Annotated in this window: 13 protein-coding genes; 5 read left to right on the forward strand and 8 right to left on the reverse strand. The window is 71.6% G+C overall.

Annotated elements, in window-relative coordinates; translation table 11 throughout:
• Positions 1-14: 14 nt before the first annotated feature.
• From AC1DCT_RS17035 to AC1DCT_RS17070, 8 genes are all read right to left on the reverse strand, one after another.
• Positions 15-788 (reverse strand): aquaporin, encoded by a 774-nt coding sequence (locus tag AC1DCT_RS17035; RefSeq protein WP_477430428.1) that lies wholly within the window; start codon positions 786-788, stop codon positions 15-17.
• A 146-nt stretch (positions 789-934) separates the two neighbouring features.
• Positions 935-3,151, reverse strand: coding sequence for a catalase/peroxidase HPI (katG, locus tag AC1DCT_RS17040; protein ID WP_477430429.1), 2,217 nt, complete (start codon positions 3,149-3,151; stop codon positions 935-937).
• Between the two features lie 89 nt (positions 3,152-3,240).
• Positions 3,241-3,660: a Fur family transcriptional regulator gene (locus tag AC1DCT_RS17045; RefSeq protein ID WP_477430430.1), complete on the reverse strand. Its 420-nt coding sequence runs from the start codon at positions 3,658-3,660 to the stop codon at positions 3,241-3,243.
• 72 nt (positions 3,661-3,732) lie between these two features.
• Positions 3,733-5,043, reverse strand: coding sequence for a DUF58 domain-containing protein (locus AC1DCT_RS17050; protein ID WP_477430431.1), 1,311 nt, complete (start codon positions 5,041-5,043; stop codon positions 3,733-3,735).
• Between the two features lie 18 nt (positions 5,044-5,061).
• Complete coding sequence (locus tag AC1DCT_RS17055) at positions 5,062-5,985, reverse strand: AAA family ATPase (protein ID WP_440732449.1); 924 nt, start codon at positions 5,983-5,985, stop codon at positions 5,062-5,064.
• 161 nt (positions 5,986-6,146) lie between these two features.
• On the reverse strand, positions 6,147-7,415 hold the full coding sequence (locus AC1DCT_RS17060; RefSeq protein WP_477430432.1) for a DUF4350 domain-containing protein: 1,269 nt from the start codon (positions 7,413-7,415) through the stop codon (positions 6,147-6,149).
• Entirely contained in the window at positions 7,412-8,113 is a 702-nt protein-coding gene (locus AC1DCT_RS17065) for a DUF4129 domain-containing protein (RefSeq protein ID WP_477430433.1), read from the reverse strand. The genes AC1DCT_RS17060 and AC1DCT_RS17065 overlap by 4 nt, the downstream gene beginning before the upstream one ends.
• Entirely contained in the window at positions 8,110-9,558 is a 1,449-nt protein-coding gene (locus AC1DCT_RS17070; protein ID WP_477430434.1) for a glycerophosphoryl diester phosphodiesterase membrane domain-containing protein, read from the reverse strand. The genes AC1DCT_RS17065 and AC1DCT_RS17070 overlap by 4 nt, the downstream gene beginning before the upstream one ends.
• A gap of 200 nt (positions 9,559-9,758) precedes the next feature.
• Between AC1DCT_RS17070 and mtrA the strand changes: the two genes are divergently transcribed.
• The 5 genes from mtrA to hpf all read left to right on the forward strand — a co-directional run bounded on the left by mtrA (position 9,759) and on the right by hpf (position 15,556).
• On the forward strand, positions 9,759-10,439 hold the full coding sequence (gene mtrA, locus AC1DCT_RS17075) for an MtrAB system response regulator MtrA (protein WP_440732307.1): 681 nt from the start codon (positions 9,759-9,761) through the stop codon (positions 10,437-10,439).
• Positions 10,440-10,508: 69 nt separating this feature from the next.
• The gene (gene mtrB, locus AC1DCT_RS17080) at positions 10,509-12,182 is read left to right on the forward strand and encodes an MtrAB system histidine kinase MtrB (protein ID WP_477430435.1); all 1,674 of its coding nucleotides are present in this window, start codon (positions 10,509-10,511) and stop codon (positions 12,180-12,182) included.
• A complete protein-coding gene (locus tag AC1DCT_RS17085; protein ID WP_477430436.1) occupies positions 12,179-13,891 on the forward strand; it encodes an LpqB family beta-propeller domain-containing protein in 1,713 nt (570 codons plus the stop codon). The genes mtrB and AC1DCT_RS17085 overlap by 4 nt, the downstream gene beginning before the upstream one ends.
• Positions 13,892-14,195: 304 nt before the next feature.
• Positions 14,196-14,714, forward strand: coding sequence for a ComF family protein (locus tag AC1DCT_RS17090; RefSeq protein WP_477430437.1), 519 nt, complete (start codon positions 14,196-14,198; stop codon positions 14,712-14,714).
• A gap of 188 nt (positions 14,715-14,902) precedes the next feature.
• Positions 14,903-15,556 (forward strand): ribosome hibernation-promoting factor, HPF/YfiA family, encoded by a 654-nt coding sequence (gene hpf, locus AC1DCT_RS17095; protein ID WP_440732303.1) that lies wholly within the window; start codon positions 14,903-14,905, stop codon positions 15,554-15,556.
• Positions 15,557-15,621 lie beyond the last annotated feature (65 nt).

Below are 15,621 nucleotides of genomic sequence, written 5' to 3' on the forward strand. Positions count from 1 at the left end.
CGGAGTCGTGGGTTTCAGCGCTCGGCGGGGACGGGAGCGTCGAACAGCGCGCGGTAGGTGAATCCGGCGATCAGGGCGCCCAGGATCGGGAACACCAGGAACACCCACAGCTGCGCGAGCGGCGCGACGCCGCCGTAGATCGCGGTGGCCAGCGATCGCGCCGGGTTCAGCGAGGCGTTGTCGATGGGCAGGGTCGCCAGGACGCCGAGGGTCAGCGTCAGGCCGATCGCGATGCCCGCGAACGGCGTGCCGCGCACGGGGTGGGTGACGCCGAGGATCACGAAGAGGAACAAGGCCGTGAACACGACCTCGGCGATGATCGCGGCCCACACGCCGAAGCCGCCGGGGGACAGCGCGCCCCAGCCGTTGCTGGCGAAGCCCGCGTCCTGCGCCCGGGGCAGCCAGCCGTCCGGACCGAACGTGCCGATCAGGGTGAGCACGGTGGACGCCACGACGCCGCCGACGCACTGCGCGACGACGTAGGGACCGGCGTCCTTCCACGCGATCCGCCCTGCGGCCGCCGCGCCGAGTGTGACGGCGGGGTTGAAGTGCCCCCCGGAGATCGGGCCGAAGGCGTAGACGCCCACGAGCACGGAGAGACCCACGGCGAGTGCCACCGCGAGGTAGACGGCGCCCTGCGCACCGGGATCGGTGAAGTGGTTCGAGGCGAACAGCGCGGTGCCCATCGCGGCGGCAACGAGCAGGAACGTTCCGAGACCCTCTGCGACCAGGCGCGGGGTGAGAGACGAGGGCCGGGCGGCCGGTGCGTCGACGGGGGAGGAGGACATGGGGCTCCTTGCTGTCTGGCGCGTGGGAAGGCGGGCGCCGCTGTCCGTCAGTGACACTACCCGCCGTGGCGCATCCCGCACCGCAACGCCGACGGCCCGCCCCGGGATCGGGACGGGCCGTCGGCGCACGGATCCGTGTCGTGAACTCAGCGCACGTCGTAGCGGTCGAGTTCGGCGACCTTGACCCAGGCCTTCACGAAGTCGTCGACGAACTTCGCGCTCGCGTCATCGCTGGCGTACACCTCGGCCAGCGCCCGCAGCTCGGAGTTCGAGCCGAAGACGAGGTCGGCGCGGGTGCCCACCCACGTCGTCTCTCCGGTCGCGTCGTCGGTGGCCTGGAACGCGTGGGATCCGGGATCGAGCGGCTTCCAGGTCGTGTTCAGGTCGAGCACGTTCACGAAGAAGTCGTTCGTGAGCACGCCAGGGGTCCGGGTGAACACGCCGTAGGGCGAGGCGTCCCAGTTCGTGCCGAGCACGCGCAGACCGCCGACGAGCACCGTCATCTCGGGTGCGGAGAGCGTCAGCAGGCCGGCACGGTCGACGAGCAGCACCTCCGCCGGGATCGCGCGGGCCACATCGCTGACGTAGTTGCGGAAGCCGTCGGCCTGCGGGTTCAGGTACTGGAAAGACTCGATGTCGGTCTGCTCCTGCGTGGCGTCGGTGCGCCCCGGCGTGAACGGGATCTCCACGGCGCGCCCCGCGGCGGCCGCGGCCTGCTTCACGCCGACGTTGCCCGCGAGCACCACGAGGTCGGCGAACGACACCTGCGCGCCGCCGGTCGCGTTGAACGCCTCCTGCACGCCCTCCAGCGCCGCGATCACGCGGGCGAGCTCGACAGGCCGGTTGACCTCCCAGCTGCGCTGCGGCTCGAGGCGGATCCGGCCTCCGTTCGCGCCGCCGCGCTTGTCGCTGCCGCGGAACGAGGAACTCGCGGCCCACGCGGTCGACACCAGGTCGGAGACGCTGAGACCGGTCGCGGCGATGCGCTGCTCGAGGTCGGCGATCTCGGCGGCGCCGATGAGCGCACCCTCGTGCGCGGGCACCGGGTCCTGCCAGAGCAGGTCCTCGGCGGGCACCTCGGCGCCGAGATAGCGGGTCTTCGGGCCCAGGTCGCGGTGGGTGAGCTTGAACCAGGCCCGGCTGTACGCATCGGTGAACGCGGCCTGGTCCTGGCTGAAGCGCAGCGAGATCTCGCGGTAGATCGGGTCCTCGCGCAGGGCCAGGTCGGTGGTCAGCATGCGCGGCTCGCGGCGACCCTCGCCCTGTGCCTCCGGGACCAAGTCCGATCCGGCGCCATCGGTCGGCTTCCAGTGCTTGCCGCCGCCGGGGCCCGTGGTGAGCTCCCAGTCGTAGGCGAACAGGATGTGGAAGAACTCGTTGTCCCAGCGGGTGGGGTGGTAGGTCCAGGTGACCTCGAGGCCGGATCCGATCGTGTCGTTTCCGTGTCCGGCGCCGTGGCTGCTCTTCCAGCCCAGACCCATCTGCTCCATCGGGGCGCCCTCGGGCGACTCGCCGACGTTCCCCGCTTCGGGGGCCGCGCCGTGGGTCTTGCCGAAGGTGTGGCCGCCGGCGATGAGGGCGACCGTCTCCTCGTCGTTCATCGCCATGCGACCGAACGTCTCGCGGATGTCCTTCGCGGCGAGAAGCGGATCCGGGTTGCCCTCGGGCCCCTCGGGGTTGACGTAGATGAGACCCATCATGGTGGCCGCGAGCGGCTTCGCGAGCGAGCGCTCGCCCTGCTCATCGGTCGAGATGCGGGCACTGGAGTCGAGCCAGATCTTCTCGGAGCCCCAGTACACGTCGTCGTCCGGCTCCCACACATCGGGGCGGCCGCCGGCGAAGCCGAAGGTGGGCATGCCCATCTGCTCGTGCGCGACGTTGCCGGCGAGGATCATCAGGTCGGCCCAGCTCAGCGCCTTGCCGTAGGTCTTCTTCACGGGCCAGAGCAGGCGGCGGGCCTTGTCCAGACCCACGTTGTCCGGCCAGCTGTTCAGCGGGGCGAAGCGCTGCTGGCCGTTGCCGCCGCCGCCGCGGCCGTCGAACACGCGGTACGTGCCGGCGGAGTGCCAGGCCATGCGGATCATCAGCGGACCGTAGTTGCCGAAGTCCGCCGGCCACCACGGCTGCGACTCGGTGAGCAGCGCGGCGATGTCGCGCTTGACGGCGTCGAGGTCCAGCGCCTCGAACGCGGCGCGATAGTCGAAGTCCTCGCCGTGCGGGTCGCCGATGGCGGGGTTCTTCGCGAGCTGGCGCAGGTTCAGGCGCTCAGGCCACCAGTCGGTGTTGCCGGTGCGGCTACCGGTGGGGCGCGGCGCGGGGGCGCCGCCGGAGTGGTCGATCGGGCAGGTGAGTTCGTCAGTCAAGGCTGATCCTTCCTGTTCTTTCGTGGGGTTTCAGGCACGCCGATCGCCGCTCCGAGGGAAGATCCCCGGGCGGGCGGCGCGAGTCTCGGTCAGGCGGACGGCAGCACCTCGTCGCAGGTGCGGCACACCGCGCGGTAGGTGACGGAGGCCTCGAGCAGGCGCATGCCGTGGTCTTCGGCCGGGTGCAGGCACGGCGAGGCGCCGACGGCGCAGGAGACGACCTCGAGCCGGCCGCAGCGGACGCACTGCATGTGGTGGTGGTTGTCGCCGGGCTCGACCTCGAAGAGCGCGCGGTCGGCATCGGGCAGGCTCACCCGTCGGATGATGCCGGCCGTGGCGAGGTCGCCGAGGATCGCGTGCACCGTCGGCAGGGCGATATCGGCGCCTTCGACGGCCGTGTGGATCCGATCCGCCGAGCTGTGCGGGGCGAGGGCGAGGGCCTGCAGCACCGCGATGCGCTGCACGGTCACGCGCAGTCCTGCGTTGCGGAGGATGGCGGAGGTCTCCATGCCTCCACCGTAGCTTTTTCTGAATGATTCAGGAAAAGCCATGGTCATCTGGGCGTGTCGCCAGAGGGCCGATTAGAGCCGTCCGGCCGCCTTGAGCTCCAGGTAGCGGTCCGCGATGCGCGGCGGCAGGTCCTCCGGATCCGCGGCGAGCGGCTCGCCGCCCGCGCGCCGGATCGCGTCGGCGACCCGTGCGGCATCGGCGAGGGTCCGCTCGGCGGCGGCGGCGAGATAGACGTCCTCGCGCGAGTCCCTGGCGCGGGCCAGGTCGTCGATCGAGAGATCCGTGGAGGATCCGACCAGGATCGTCGTGGCGCGCGAGGCGTGGGGAAACGCACCGAGGAACGACCGCGCGCTCTCCACCGCATCCTGTGCGGTGAGAACGACGATGAGCGACGGGCGGGTCGTGACCGACCGGATCGCTGCGAACGCGGCGCCCCAGTCCGTGTCCACGAGGCGGGCGTGCACGGGAGCCATCGCGTCTGAGAGCGCCGGCAGCAGCGCCGGACCCTCGACGCCGCTCACCCGGCCGCGCACCGCACGGTCGAACAGCAGCAGGTGCACGTGGTCGCCGGCGCGCTGGGCGAGGGCCGATAGCAGCAGCGCGGACTCATAGGCCGCATCCAGGCGCGTGCCGTCGCCCACCCGCGCCGCAGCGGTGCGGCCGGTGTCGATGAGGATCACGACGTGCCGGTCGCGCTCGGGACGCCAGGTGCGCAGCATCGTGGTGCCGGCGCGGGCGGTGGCGCGCCAGTCGATCGAGCGCACGTCGTCGCCGCGCACGTACTCGCGCAGCGAATCGAACTCGGTACCCTGACCGCGCACCTGCACGCTCGTGTTGCCGTCGAGCTCGCGCAGCCGTGCCAGCCGCGACGGCAGGTGCCGGCGCGATGTGAACGGCGGCAGGATCCGGATCGCTCCGCGCACACGGTGCCGACCCTGGCGTCCCGCGAGCCCGAGCGGACCTGTGGAGCGGACGGCGACGAACTCGCTCGCCAGCTCTCCCCGGCGGCGCGGCAGCAGGGCGATCGGCACGCGTCGGCGCTCACCCGCGGGCAGGTCCAGCGTCGCCCTGCCGCGGTTCCCGGCGCCCGCGGTCGGCTGCCACGCATCGCGCAGCTGCCCGCGCAGCCGGCGCTCGCCGAGGCTCTGCACGATCAGGGTCGCGGTGACCGGCTCGTGCTGCCGCGCGCGGTTCGGCACCTCGCGGACGATCCGCAGCGCGCCGAGCGGGGCTGCCGCGACCACGTCGACGCCGACCAGCACCGCGCACAGCGCCAGCCAGCCGAGCAGGACGAACCACGGCGACACCCCGAGGACGTCGAGCAGCACGAGCGGAACGACGCCGAGTGCGGCGACGATCACGAGGCGACCGGTGAGGAACATCAGGGGTGTCTCCGCGGCCTAGATCGGGACGCGGGTCTGCTGCACCACGCTGGTGAGCACGGCGTCGGCGGACACGCCCTCCATCTCGGCGTCGGGGCGCAGCTGCAGGCGGTGCCGCCAGACCGGGATCAGCATGGTCTGCACGTGGTCGGGGGTGACGGCGCTCGAGCCGTTCAGCCAGGCCCAGGCCTTCGCCGCGGCGAGCAGCGCGGTGGAGGCGCGGGGTGAGGCGCCCAGCTGCACCGACGGCGACTGCCGGCTCGCACGGGCGAGGTCGACCACGTAGCCGAGCACGTCGTCCGTGACCTGCACGCGACCGGCCGCCTCCTGCGCGGCGAGGATCTCCTGGGCGCTGACGACGGGGTGCAGATCCGTGAGTTCCCGCGGCGAGAAGCCGTCCGCATGGCGACGCAGCACCGAGACCTCCGCGTCGCGCTCCGGCATGCCGACCACGAGCTTCATGAGGAAGCGATCCAGCTGGGCCTCCGGCAGGGAGTAGGTGCCTTCGTGCTCGATCGGGTTCTGCGTCGCGGCGACGAGGAACGGATCCGGCAGCGGCATGCTCGCCCCGTCCGACGACACCTGGCGCTCCTCCATGGCTTCCAGCAGCGCCGCCTGGGTCTTCGGCGGGGTGCGGTTGATCTCGTCGGCGAGCAGGATGTTGGTGAACACCGGACCGCGGCGGAACTCGAACTCGCCGGTCCTGGCGTCGTAGACGAGGGATCCGGTGACGTCGCCGGGCATCAGGTCGGGGGTGAACTGCACGCGCTTCGTGTCCAGCCCGAGCGCCCGGGAGAACGAGCGCACCACGAGGGTCTTCGCGACTCCCGGCACGCCTTCGAGGAGCACGTGGCCCCGCGCCAGCAGCGCCACGAGCAGGCCGGTGACCGTGCCGGCCTGGCCGACGACGGCCTTGTCCACCTCGGCGCGGACGCGCTGCATCGCCTGGCGGAGCGCGGCGTCGTCGGAGCCTGGCGCCGTCGCGGATCCTTGTCGGGACGCCGCCGGGGACGACCGCTGGGCCGGCGCTGCCGGCGGGGCGGGCGGCGCCGGCGGATACCCGAGCGGGGCGGTTCCTGCGGGGTCGGTGCCGGGACGATCGGTCACGGGGTGCTCCTTTCGATGCGGACGGCGTTCTCGACGGCGGTCTCCAGCTCGGCGAGACGGCGGGCGTAAGGGACGAGGTCGGCGTCGCCGGCGGGCAGCGGGCCGATGAGCAGGGCACGGCAACCGGCCCTGTCCACGCGGATCCGGTCCGCTGCGGCATCCGCCACGGCCGCGGGATCGGCCCGGGCGGCGAGGCCCAGGCGTGCGGCGAGGCGGGAGAGCGTGCCGGCACGGAGCGCGTCGGCCGCATGCGCGGCGTCGGCCGCCTTCGCGGTGAGCCTGGCGCGGCCCAGCATGGTCTCCGAGGCCCGGACGGTGACCGGCAGCGTCTCGGAGACGAGCGGCCCGAACCGGCGCCCGCGCCAGACGGCGGCGAGGAGGGCGGTGATCATGCCCAGGACGATCACCGGCGTCACCCATCCGGGGGTGAGATCGGCCAGGCTCTTCGGTACGTCGACCTCGGAGCGATCGGAGTCCTCGTACGAGGGCACGTACCAGATCACGTGCGGCCGTGCGCCGAGCAATGCGAGTCCGAGCGCCGCGTTGCCGTTCTCGGCGAGGTGCTCGTTCGTGAACAGCGCGTCGCCGTCGACGATCGCGCGACGGACGCCATCCTGCTCCGAGATCAGCACCGCGGCGCCCTCGGCCGCATCGCCGAAGCAGGAGGTGACGCCGGAGTCAGGGAGGAACAGCTGGCCGGGGACGATCGTCCCGACGTGCGCGAAGGCGGGGACGTCGCAGTCGGCGCGCGCCAGGGGCGGCCCGGACGGGAAGGCGTAGGTGCCGAGCTGCAGCATCCGCAGCATCCGCGAGCTCGGCGAGATCAGCACCACGTCGTGCGCGGCGTCGGTGAGCTCCGTGACCGCCGCGTCCGTGAGCGGGTACGGATCGCTCATCACGAGTGTGGTCTCCGCATCCAGCCGGGCCGCCGCTTCAGCCCGCGAGCGCACGACGTCGACGGTCACGCCCTGCTGGCGGAGGATCTGCGCGAGCGCCTGCGTGCCACCCGGACCGGGGCGCTCCGGGTCCAGCGCGTCCCGCTGCACGGGCGAGGCAGATGTGAGCAGCAGACCCGCAGCGGCGACGATGAGGACGAGCGCGATCACCAGGACCCAGCCCAGGATCCGTCGCACGCGGCGTGGCGCACGCACGAGCGTCCCCGCGGGACGCGTGTCGGCGGAGGACGTGTCGCCGGCGGAGGACGGGGTGTCGGATCGGCCGTCGATGCGGTCCGGGGCGGGTGACACCGGGGGAGCGGTGCTCATGCGGGCACCGCCTCGGGCAGCACCTGCGGGCGCAGCGCGCGCAGGCGGTCGTCGGTCTCGGCGAGCGCGCGGTACTGGGCCGATGTGCCGGAGTGGCCGAGGTAGCGCACGTCGTCGAACGCCACCGCGGCGGCGTGCAGCGCCTCGCCTTCCCCGGGGAACGGCACGACGGCCTCGCGGGCGATCGTCTGGGCGGTCGCTCCGGGCGCCGGCGCGATGAGGTCGCGCTCGATGAGAGACCGGGCGACGGCGCGGTAGCGCAGCACGATCGCCTCGGCCCAGTCCTCCTCGCGCGACGCACGCTCGGCGTCGGCGCGCAGTTGGGCGGCGGTGCGATCGTCGGCGGATCCGAGGAGCACGGATCCGGTCGCCCTGGAGCGGGAGCGCCGAGGACGGCCCCAGATCAGCAGCACCGCGATGAGGGCGGCGACGAGCACGGCGCCGATCACGATCGCGGCCCACGGTCCGAGGTCGACCGCGTGCTGCGGTGTGAACAGGTCGGCGAGCCAGTCGATCACGGCGCGGGCCCATTGATCGATGAGCGTGGGCTTCGCGGCCTGGTACTCGGGCTTCGCCAGCTCCTTCTCCGCCAGCTCACGCGCGCCATCGCCGTCGGGGATGAGGGGGATCGAGGCGAGCTTCGCGCCAAGCGCGGCGGGGAGGGCGATCACGGCGACACGGACGGCGGGACCCGTCATGGTCGATCGGATCCGGGCGCGGTCCACCCGTCATCTCGCGTCGGGGCGGCCCAGGGGCTCTGCTGCGCGGGCGGGATCGGGGCGGGGGGCGCGGGCGGCGCCGGGGGAGCAGGTGGGGTCGCCGGCGTCGCGCGCGGGCCGGGGCGGTAACCGGTGGGCGCGGCCTGCGGAACGGCGGGCACGGCATAAGGCGGCACGGTCGGGTACCCCTGCGGCGCAGCCGGTCCGGCGTAGCCCGAGGGGATCGGAGCGCCGGCGTGCCCCTGGGCCGCCGCTGCTCCGGCAAACCCCTGCGGGGCCGGGTAGCCCGGGACGGGACCAGGGGGCAGCGGGTAGGGCACCGGCGCGGGCGCAGGGCGGAATCCGGCGCGCACGGCCCGGGCCGGATCCACACGGAACGGATCCGTGCCGTCGTCGTGGCCGGCGGCACGGCGCTCCACGGTCGCCATCAGATCCTGATCCAGCCCCTCGTAGCGCATCCGGCAGTCGATGTAGACGAGTGCGCCAGCGGTGGACTGCACGACGGAGCTGATGGACTGCAGCACGACGACGACGACCTCGGTGATCGCGAGACCCACGATGGTGCTGACGGTGAGGGAGAGGTCGGTGCTGCCGGTGGGGTTGAGCACCGGGCCGAACAGCGAGGTGACCAGGCTGCCGACCATGCTGATCGCCTGAGTGCCGACGTACATGATCGCGCCGATGAGGAACACGATCCCGAAGGCGAACCAGAACCGCCCCCGGGTGAGGCGCCAGGAGCGTGCGATCGCGGCGCGCACTCCGGAGCTCTCGAGGACGAGCAGCGACGGCACGAGCATGAGCTTGGTGCCGACCCAGATCGACAGCACGACGAGTCCGGCGATCCCGCCCAGCATGGCGAAGATCACGAAGGCGATGCCCGCGCCGTCGAAACCTGTCGGCAGGCCGATCGCGAGGAACGGCACGCCGATGATGAGCACGGCGGCCACCACCCCCGCGACGCCGTAGAGCAGGGTGTATCCGATGAGCCGCCAGGCCGCCGGGCGCACGCGACGCCACAGGGCGCCGAGCGTCGCGCTCTCGCGCAGCACCGCCGCCCGCACGTCGGCGGCGACGATGCCCTGGACGATCGCGGTGAACGCGACGGAGAACAGCCCCATGAGCAGGCCGGCCAGGCCGATGAACGCGATCGAGCCGACGTAGAGGGTGATCCACTCCTGGCTGCCCGCCTGCACGGTGCTGAGGCGGCTCAGCGTGGCGAACGAGACCACCCCGACGACAGTCAGGACCACGACCATCACGACCAGCTGCACCACCACGGCGAAGCCGAACAGCACCTTGGGGTTGTGCCGCAGCGCCGCGAAGGACTTCCCGAGGATCGTCCCGAACCCCAGCGGGCGCAACGGGATGAGGCCGGGCTTGGGCGCGGGGGTCCAGCCCTGCGCATTCACACTCTGCTGGCTCACGAGTCCTCCGGTTCGCGTGTGGGTCCATCGTGTCACACCGCTGTGACGCCCGGTCCGGCGACGCGACGTCGCCCCGCGGTGCCCTTCGGCCGAGTTCCGCAGGTCGTGAAGTACGCTGGACCGACGTGGGGGCGCTCGCCCGTGCCCACGTCCCGCAAGAGATCCGAACAACGCGAGATCCGAAAGACGACTGCCCGCCCATGACCTCACGCATCCTCGTGGTCGATGACGACACGGCCCTGGCCGAGATGATCGGCATCGTGCTGCGCACGGAGGGCTTCGAGCCCGTGTTCTGCGCGGACGGCGCGAAGGCCGTGGACGAGTGGCGGACTCAGCGTCCGGACCTCGTGCTGCTGGACCTCATGCTGCCCGGCATGGACGGCATCGAGATCTGCACCCGCATCCGGGCGGAGTCGGGGGTGCCGGTGATCATGCTCACCGCACGCGGCGACACCGCGGACGTCGTGCGGGGTCTCGAGGTCGGCGCCGACGACTACATGGTCAAGCCCTTCAACCCGAAGGAGCTCGTGGCGCGCATCCGCACCCGGCTGCGGCCGACGCCGCAGTCCACCAGCGAGGTGCTGCGCATCGGAGACCTGACGATCGACGTCGACGCGCACGAGGTGCGCCGCGGCAGCGCGCCGATCGCCCTCACGCCGCTGGAGTTCCAGCTGCTCGTGGCCCTCGCCTCCAAACCCCAGCAGGTGTTCTCCCGCGAGATGCTGCTGGAGCAGGTGTGGGGTTACCACTACAAGGCCGACACTCGGCTGGTGAACGTGCACGTGCAGCGCCTGCGCGCGAAGGTCGAGCTGGACCCGGACAACCCGCGCATCGTCACCACCGTGCGTGGCGTCGGGTATCGCGCAGGGAGCGTGGTCTGACCCGCGCGCGGGTCACGCCGACGCCACGGCCGAGAAGAAGCGGTCCCCGCCGATGCTGAAAGTCCGCCGATGACGAACACCGTGGCGCTCGCGAACGCGGCCGTGCGCGGCGTACGCGGCAGCGGGCATCGCGCCGCGCAGCTGTGGCGGCAGTCGCTGCGGTTCCGCACGCTGGTGATCGCCCTGGCCCTCACCAGCGTCGCCGTGCTGGTGACGTGCGTGGCGATGGCGCTCGCGGTGCAGAACAACCTCTGGGACTCGCGCAAGGACCAGGCGCTGAAGGACGCGCAGCGAGCGACGAACTCGGCGCAGTCCCTGCTGTACTCCGCCGACACGCAGGGTAACCGCACCGCGCAGATCGGCTTGATGCGTGAGGTCAGCGGGCAGGTCCAGCTGGTCTCGGCCTCGCGGGTGTTCGGCGTGATCCCGATCGATCCGCAGGCGCCGCCGGGCGCGACCCTGGGCGGATTCAGCCAAGACGTCGTCTCAGATCAGCTCAAGCAGCGGGTCGAGAAAGACGCCACGAAGCAGTGGTGGCAGCCGGTCGCTCTGCAGGACGCGGACGGATCCACGCACGCCGGGTTGCTGGTGGGACGGCAGCTCAACGCCCCGGGGGCGGGGGCGTATGCGCTGTACATCGCCTACGATCTCGCCGACACCGAGCAGACACTCGTGCTGGTGCAGTCGAGCCTGTGGATCGCGGGGATCGTGCTCGTCGCATTGATCGGCGTGATCGCCTGGTTCTCACTGCGCACCGTGGTGCATCCGATCACCGAGGCCGCGGAATCCAGCGCGCGTTTCGCCGGCGGAGACTTCGATGTGCGTCTGCCGGTGCGCGGGCAGGACGAGCTGGCGATCCTGGGCCGATCCTTCAACGCGATGGCCGACAGCATCGAGGCCCAGATCAAGGAGCTCGGCGAGCTGTCGCTCGTGCAGCAGCGATTCGTCTCGGACGTGTCGCACGAGCTGCGCACGCCGTTGACCACCATCCGGCTGGCGGCCGAGATGCTCAATGACCGTCGGGACGAGTTCGACCCGACGACCGCCCGCACCGCGGAGCTGCTGCAGACGCAGGTGCACCGATTCGACACGCTGCTCGCGGATCTGCTGGAGATCAGCCGCTACGACGCGGGATCCGTGCAGTTGGAGACCGAGGCGATCAGCCTCGCCCACCTCGCGGAAGACATGGTGGACGACATGCGGCCCCTGGCGGCGACGCACGACACGGAGCTGCGTTTCGTCGCCCCGGGCGGGCACACGCCGGTGGACCTCGACCCGCGCCGCGTGCGCCGCATCCTGCGCAACCTCATCGGAAACGCGATCGAGCACGGCGAGGGGCGGCCCATCGTCATCACGGTGGACAGCAGCCAGAACGCGGTCGCCGTCGGCGTGCGCGATCGCGGGATGGGCATGACCGCCGAGGATGCGGAGCGCGTGTTCGACCGGTTCTGGCGGGCGGATCCGTCGCGCACGCGCACGATCGGCGGCACCGGACTGGGGCTGTCGATCGCCCTGGGCGACGCGCGGCTGCACCGCGGCTCCCTCGCCGTGTGGTCGCGGCCCGGAGAGGGCACCAACTTCGTGCTGACCCTGCCGCGCGGCGCGCGACCGCTGGACGGCTCGTCGCCCGTGCCCCTGGAACCGGTCGAGGCGATCGCGGAGATCGGCGTGAACACCGCACCGATCGTCCAGCCCGGCGATCAGGCGCGCGTCGCATCGTCCGCCGAGGAGGAGAAGTCATGAGGTTCGGACGGATCCTGCGCGGAGCGGTCGTCGCTCTCGCCCTCCTCGGGCTCACCGCCTGTGCGTCACTGCCGATCACGGGCGACGTGCGCCCCGGACTCTCCGCCGATCAGAGCGACAGCGGATCGGACCTCGCCTTCGTGCCGCAGGGGCCGTCGGACGGGATGGATCCCAAGGAGATCGTGCGCGGCTTCATCGACGCCGCCTCGAGTCCCAAGGACAGCTGGGGCATCGCGCGGCAGTTCCTCACCTCCGGTGAGGCACAGAAGTGGAAGCCCGACGCGGGCGTAACGATCGACACCGGATCTGCAGGTCGCCGCTTCGATCTCCCCGACCTGCCGAAGGACGCCAGCTCGGCGACGGTGCATCTGGGGTTGCAGCAGACGGGGATCGTGGACGAGACCGGCGCCTACTCCGGAACGCCCGTGAACCGGGCCGGCGACCTCCCGTTCGAGCTCGCGAAGAACAAGGACGGCCAGTGGCGCATCTCCGCGGCGCCGGATGGCATCGTGCTGGACGCGGACTCCTTCGCGGCGGCCGACGTGTTCGCCCCCTACGACCTGCAGTACTTCGATCCGACCTGGACCTATCTGGTGCCCGATGTGCGCTGGTTCCCGAAGCGGGAGAACACGGCGAGCAGGATCGTCCAGTCGCTGGTCAGCGGCAAGCCCAGCTCCTGGCTGAACGGCGCGGTGCGCACTTCCTTCACGGGAGACATCGCGCTGGGCCGCAACACCGTGACTCCGGACTCGCAGGTCGCCGAGGTCGCTCTCGCCAACGTGCCCGCGGATGTGGATCCGGTCACGCTGGCGCGGATGCGCACGCAGCTGGAGCGCAGCCTGAGCGGGGTGGGGGTGCTGCAGGTGAAGCTCACCGTGTCGGGCCGCGATCTGAACGCGGGGTCCGCTTCACCGGCGTCGACGTCGGTCGACTCGCGTCCGCTCGTGCTCACCGACAAGGGGTTCGGCTATCTGACAGGCGGGGAGCTCGCGCCGGTCGCCGGCGTCTCAGCGCCGTTGCAGAACTTCCCCGAGGCGATCACTGCGATCCGTGCGGCCAGCGGTGCGCAGCGCGTGGCGGTGCAGGGGGCCAGCGGCCATGTCTACGCGGTCACGGACGGCAGGACCGATGAGATCGACGCGCGCTCCGGCCTCATCGCTCCGACGCTGGATCCCTTCGGCTACATCTGGACGGTGCCGCAGTCATCGCCCTCGTCCATCCTCGCCTGGTCGAACTTGGCCAAGTCCCAGCCGGCCTTCGCCGGGCCTCCGGACGCCAGCCAGATCATGGCGATGGCGGTGAGCAGGGACGGCGCCCGGCTCGCGATGGCCGTGAGCGCGAACGGCCAGGTCCGCATCGAGGTCGCTGCCATCACCCGGGACGACCGCGGTGCGCCCACGGCGATCGGCGTGGCGAACCCGAACGTGATCGCGTGGCCGACGGGGGCGACCGACATCACCTGGCTGGACGACACCACAGTGGGCGTGCTCACCACCGACGGGTCCAGCCTGGTGCTGCGCGCGCAGCAGGTGGGCGGACCCGCGAAGACCGTCGATGTGCCGGATACGACCCAGTCGATCGCACCGGCGTCGCCGACCACGACCGTGCAGCTGCTCGGCAACGGCGTGCTGTGGGTGCGCAGCGGGCCGACCCCCACGCAGGTGAGCACGAACGTCAAGGTGCTCGCCGTGCAGATGGGCGGCAGCTGAGGACTGGGTCTGCGGAGGATCCTCACGAGTCCCAGATCACGGGCGGGTTGGATCGTCCTGCACAGACCCCGGACGCCACCGGTTCCGCACCGATCGCGGCAGCGGCACTCGGGCGGCGTTCCCGGCCGGGCACCCTGGTGACGTGCCTCGCGAGATGTCGTCTTCCGTGTCGCCCGCCGACGGCGTCGTCCGCCGGCTCCTGCGGGAGGTGGCCGACTTCGCCTTCGCCTCCGTGTGCGCCGGGTGCGGTGCGACCGGGACGGCGCTGTGCAACTTGTGCGCGGCGGGTTTGGAGCCTCGCGTGGTGCGCCCACGGTCCGACGCGGTCGCGCTGCGCGCAGGGCTCGCCTTCGACGGGGCCGCGGCCGCCGTGCTGCGCGCGGTCAAGGAGGACGGCCAGACCTCGCTGATCCGGCCGTTGCGGCCGGCACTGGAGGCGGCCGTGGACGACCTGTGCGCCGGAGCCTCCGCTCCGCGCCGCATCGACGTCGTCGTGCCGGTGCCGACCACACGGGCCGCGTTGCGCCGGCGCGGATTCCGCGTGCCGGAGCTGCTTGCACGCGGGACGGGCATCCCGATGCTGCGTGGGCTGTCGTACACGCGCCGCGTGCGGGATCAGCGCGCGCTCGGCGTGCGGGAGCGCCGGAGCAACCTCGGCGGGGGTCTCATCGCGACGAGGGCCGGCGACGGCACGGCCGCTCTGATCGTCGACGACGTGATCACCACGGGGGCGACCTGCGAGGAAGCCGCCAGGGCGCTCCGCGCGGCGGGCTTCCAGGTCGTGGGCGCGGTGGCGGTCGCCGCCACCCGGCGCCGCGGATGACGTCCCGAACGTCGGCATCGCGGTGCCGGGCACGGTCCGGATGCGTATCCTGGCGAGTCTCGATCCGGATCCACACGACACACAGATGAATAGTGGATGACATCTCGGGGTCCGACGACTACGGTGGGGACTCACAAAGGCGACCACGGTCCGCCCCCTACCGGTCGGACCGGAACAAGGAGGTCAGGATGGAAACGAACATCGTCGGTGTCGGAGTCGGCATCAGCGATCGATTCCGAGCGGTGGTCGAAGAGAAGACCGCACGGATCGCGACTATCGCGACGAAGGCGCAGAGCCTCGACGTGAAGGTCACCCATCGTTCCTATCGCGGCGGTCATGTGGAGGACGAGACCGTCGAACTCACTCTCAACGGAAAGGGGCCGCTGGTACGCGCCGAAGCGCGCGACGCGGACAAGTTCGTCGCACTGGACCTCGCGGTCGACAAGCTCATCGAGCAGGTGCGGCGGGCCAAGGAGCGCCGGATCGACGGTCGTCACCATCCGCGCGGCGCGCACTTCGAAAAGGGCACCGGCGAACTCGCAGGCATCGATGTGCACCCCGTCTCCGTGGACACCCTGCACGCGGTCTCCACAGGTGCGATCCCGACGATCGAGGTCGAGGAGGACTACTCACCGGTCGTCATCCGCACGAAGAATTTCGATGCGGAGTGGATGACCGTCGAAGAGGCGGTCGACCGCATGGAACTGGTCGGCCACGACTTCTTCCTGTTCGTGGACGCACGCAGCGACCACCCGAGCGTCGTGTACCGCCGTAAGGGCTGGGACTACGGCGTGATCTCGCTCACCACCCAGGCGGCACCCGCCGAGGCACTCGTGGGCTGACGTCGATCCTCTGAAGACGACGAAGCGGCCCGGGAGGTTCCCGGGCCGCTTTCGCGTGTACTCCA

The organism is Microbacterium sp. 10L49, assembly GCF_056395125.1.

Bases quoted from the DNA above. Each gene is read 5' to 3' on its own strand.
- AC1DCT_RS17035 (WP_477430428.1), bottom strand. From the start codon at position 788: ATGTCCTCCTCCCCCGTCGACGCACCGGCCGCCCGGCCCTCGTCTCTC.
- AC1DCT_RS17045 (WP_477430430.1), bottom strand. From the start codon at position 3,660: ATGGAGACCTCCGCCATCCTCCGCAACGCAGGACTGCGCGTGACCGTG.
- AC1DCT_RS17050 (WP_477430431.1), bottom strand. From the start codon at position 5,043: ATGTTCCTCACCGGTCGCCTCGTGATCGTCGCCGCACTCGGCGTCGTT.
- AC1DCT_RS17055 (WP_440732449.1), bottom strand. From the start codon at position 5,985: ATGCAGCGCGTCCGCGCCGAGGTGGACAAGGCCGTCGTCGGCCAGGCC.
- AC1DCT_RS17060 (WP_477430432.1), bottom strand. From the start codon at position 7,415: ATGAGCACCGCTCCCCCGGTGTCACCCGCCCCGGACCGCATCGACGGC.
- AC1DCT_RS17065 (WP_477430433.1), bottom strand. From the start codon at position 8,113: ATGACGGGTCCCGCCGTCCGTGTCGCCGTGATCGCCCTCCCCGCCGCG.
- mtrA (WP_440732307.1), top strand. From the start codon at position 9,759: ATGACCTCACGCATCCTCGTGGTCGATGACGACACGGCCCTGGCCGAG.
- mtrB (WP_477430435.1), top strand. From the start codon at position 10,509: ATGACGAACACCGTGGCGCTCGCGAACGCGGCCGTGCGCGGCGTACGC.
- AC1DCT_RS17085 (WP_477430436.1), top strand. From the start codon at position 12,179: ATGAGGTTCGGACGGATCCTGCGCGGAGCGGTCGTCGCTCTCGCCCTC.
- hpf (WP_440732303.1), top strand. From the start codon at position 14,903: ATGGAAACGAACATCGTCGGTGTCGGAGTCGGCATCAGCGATCGATTC.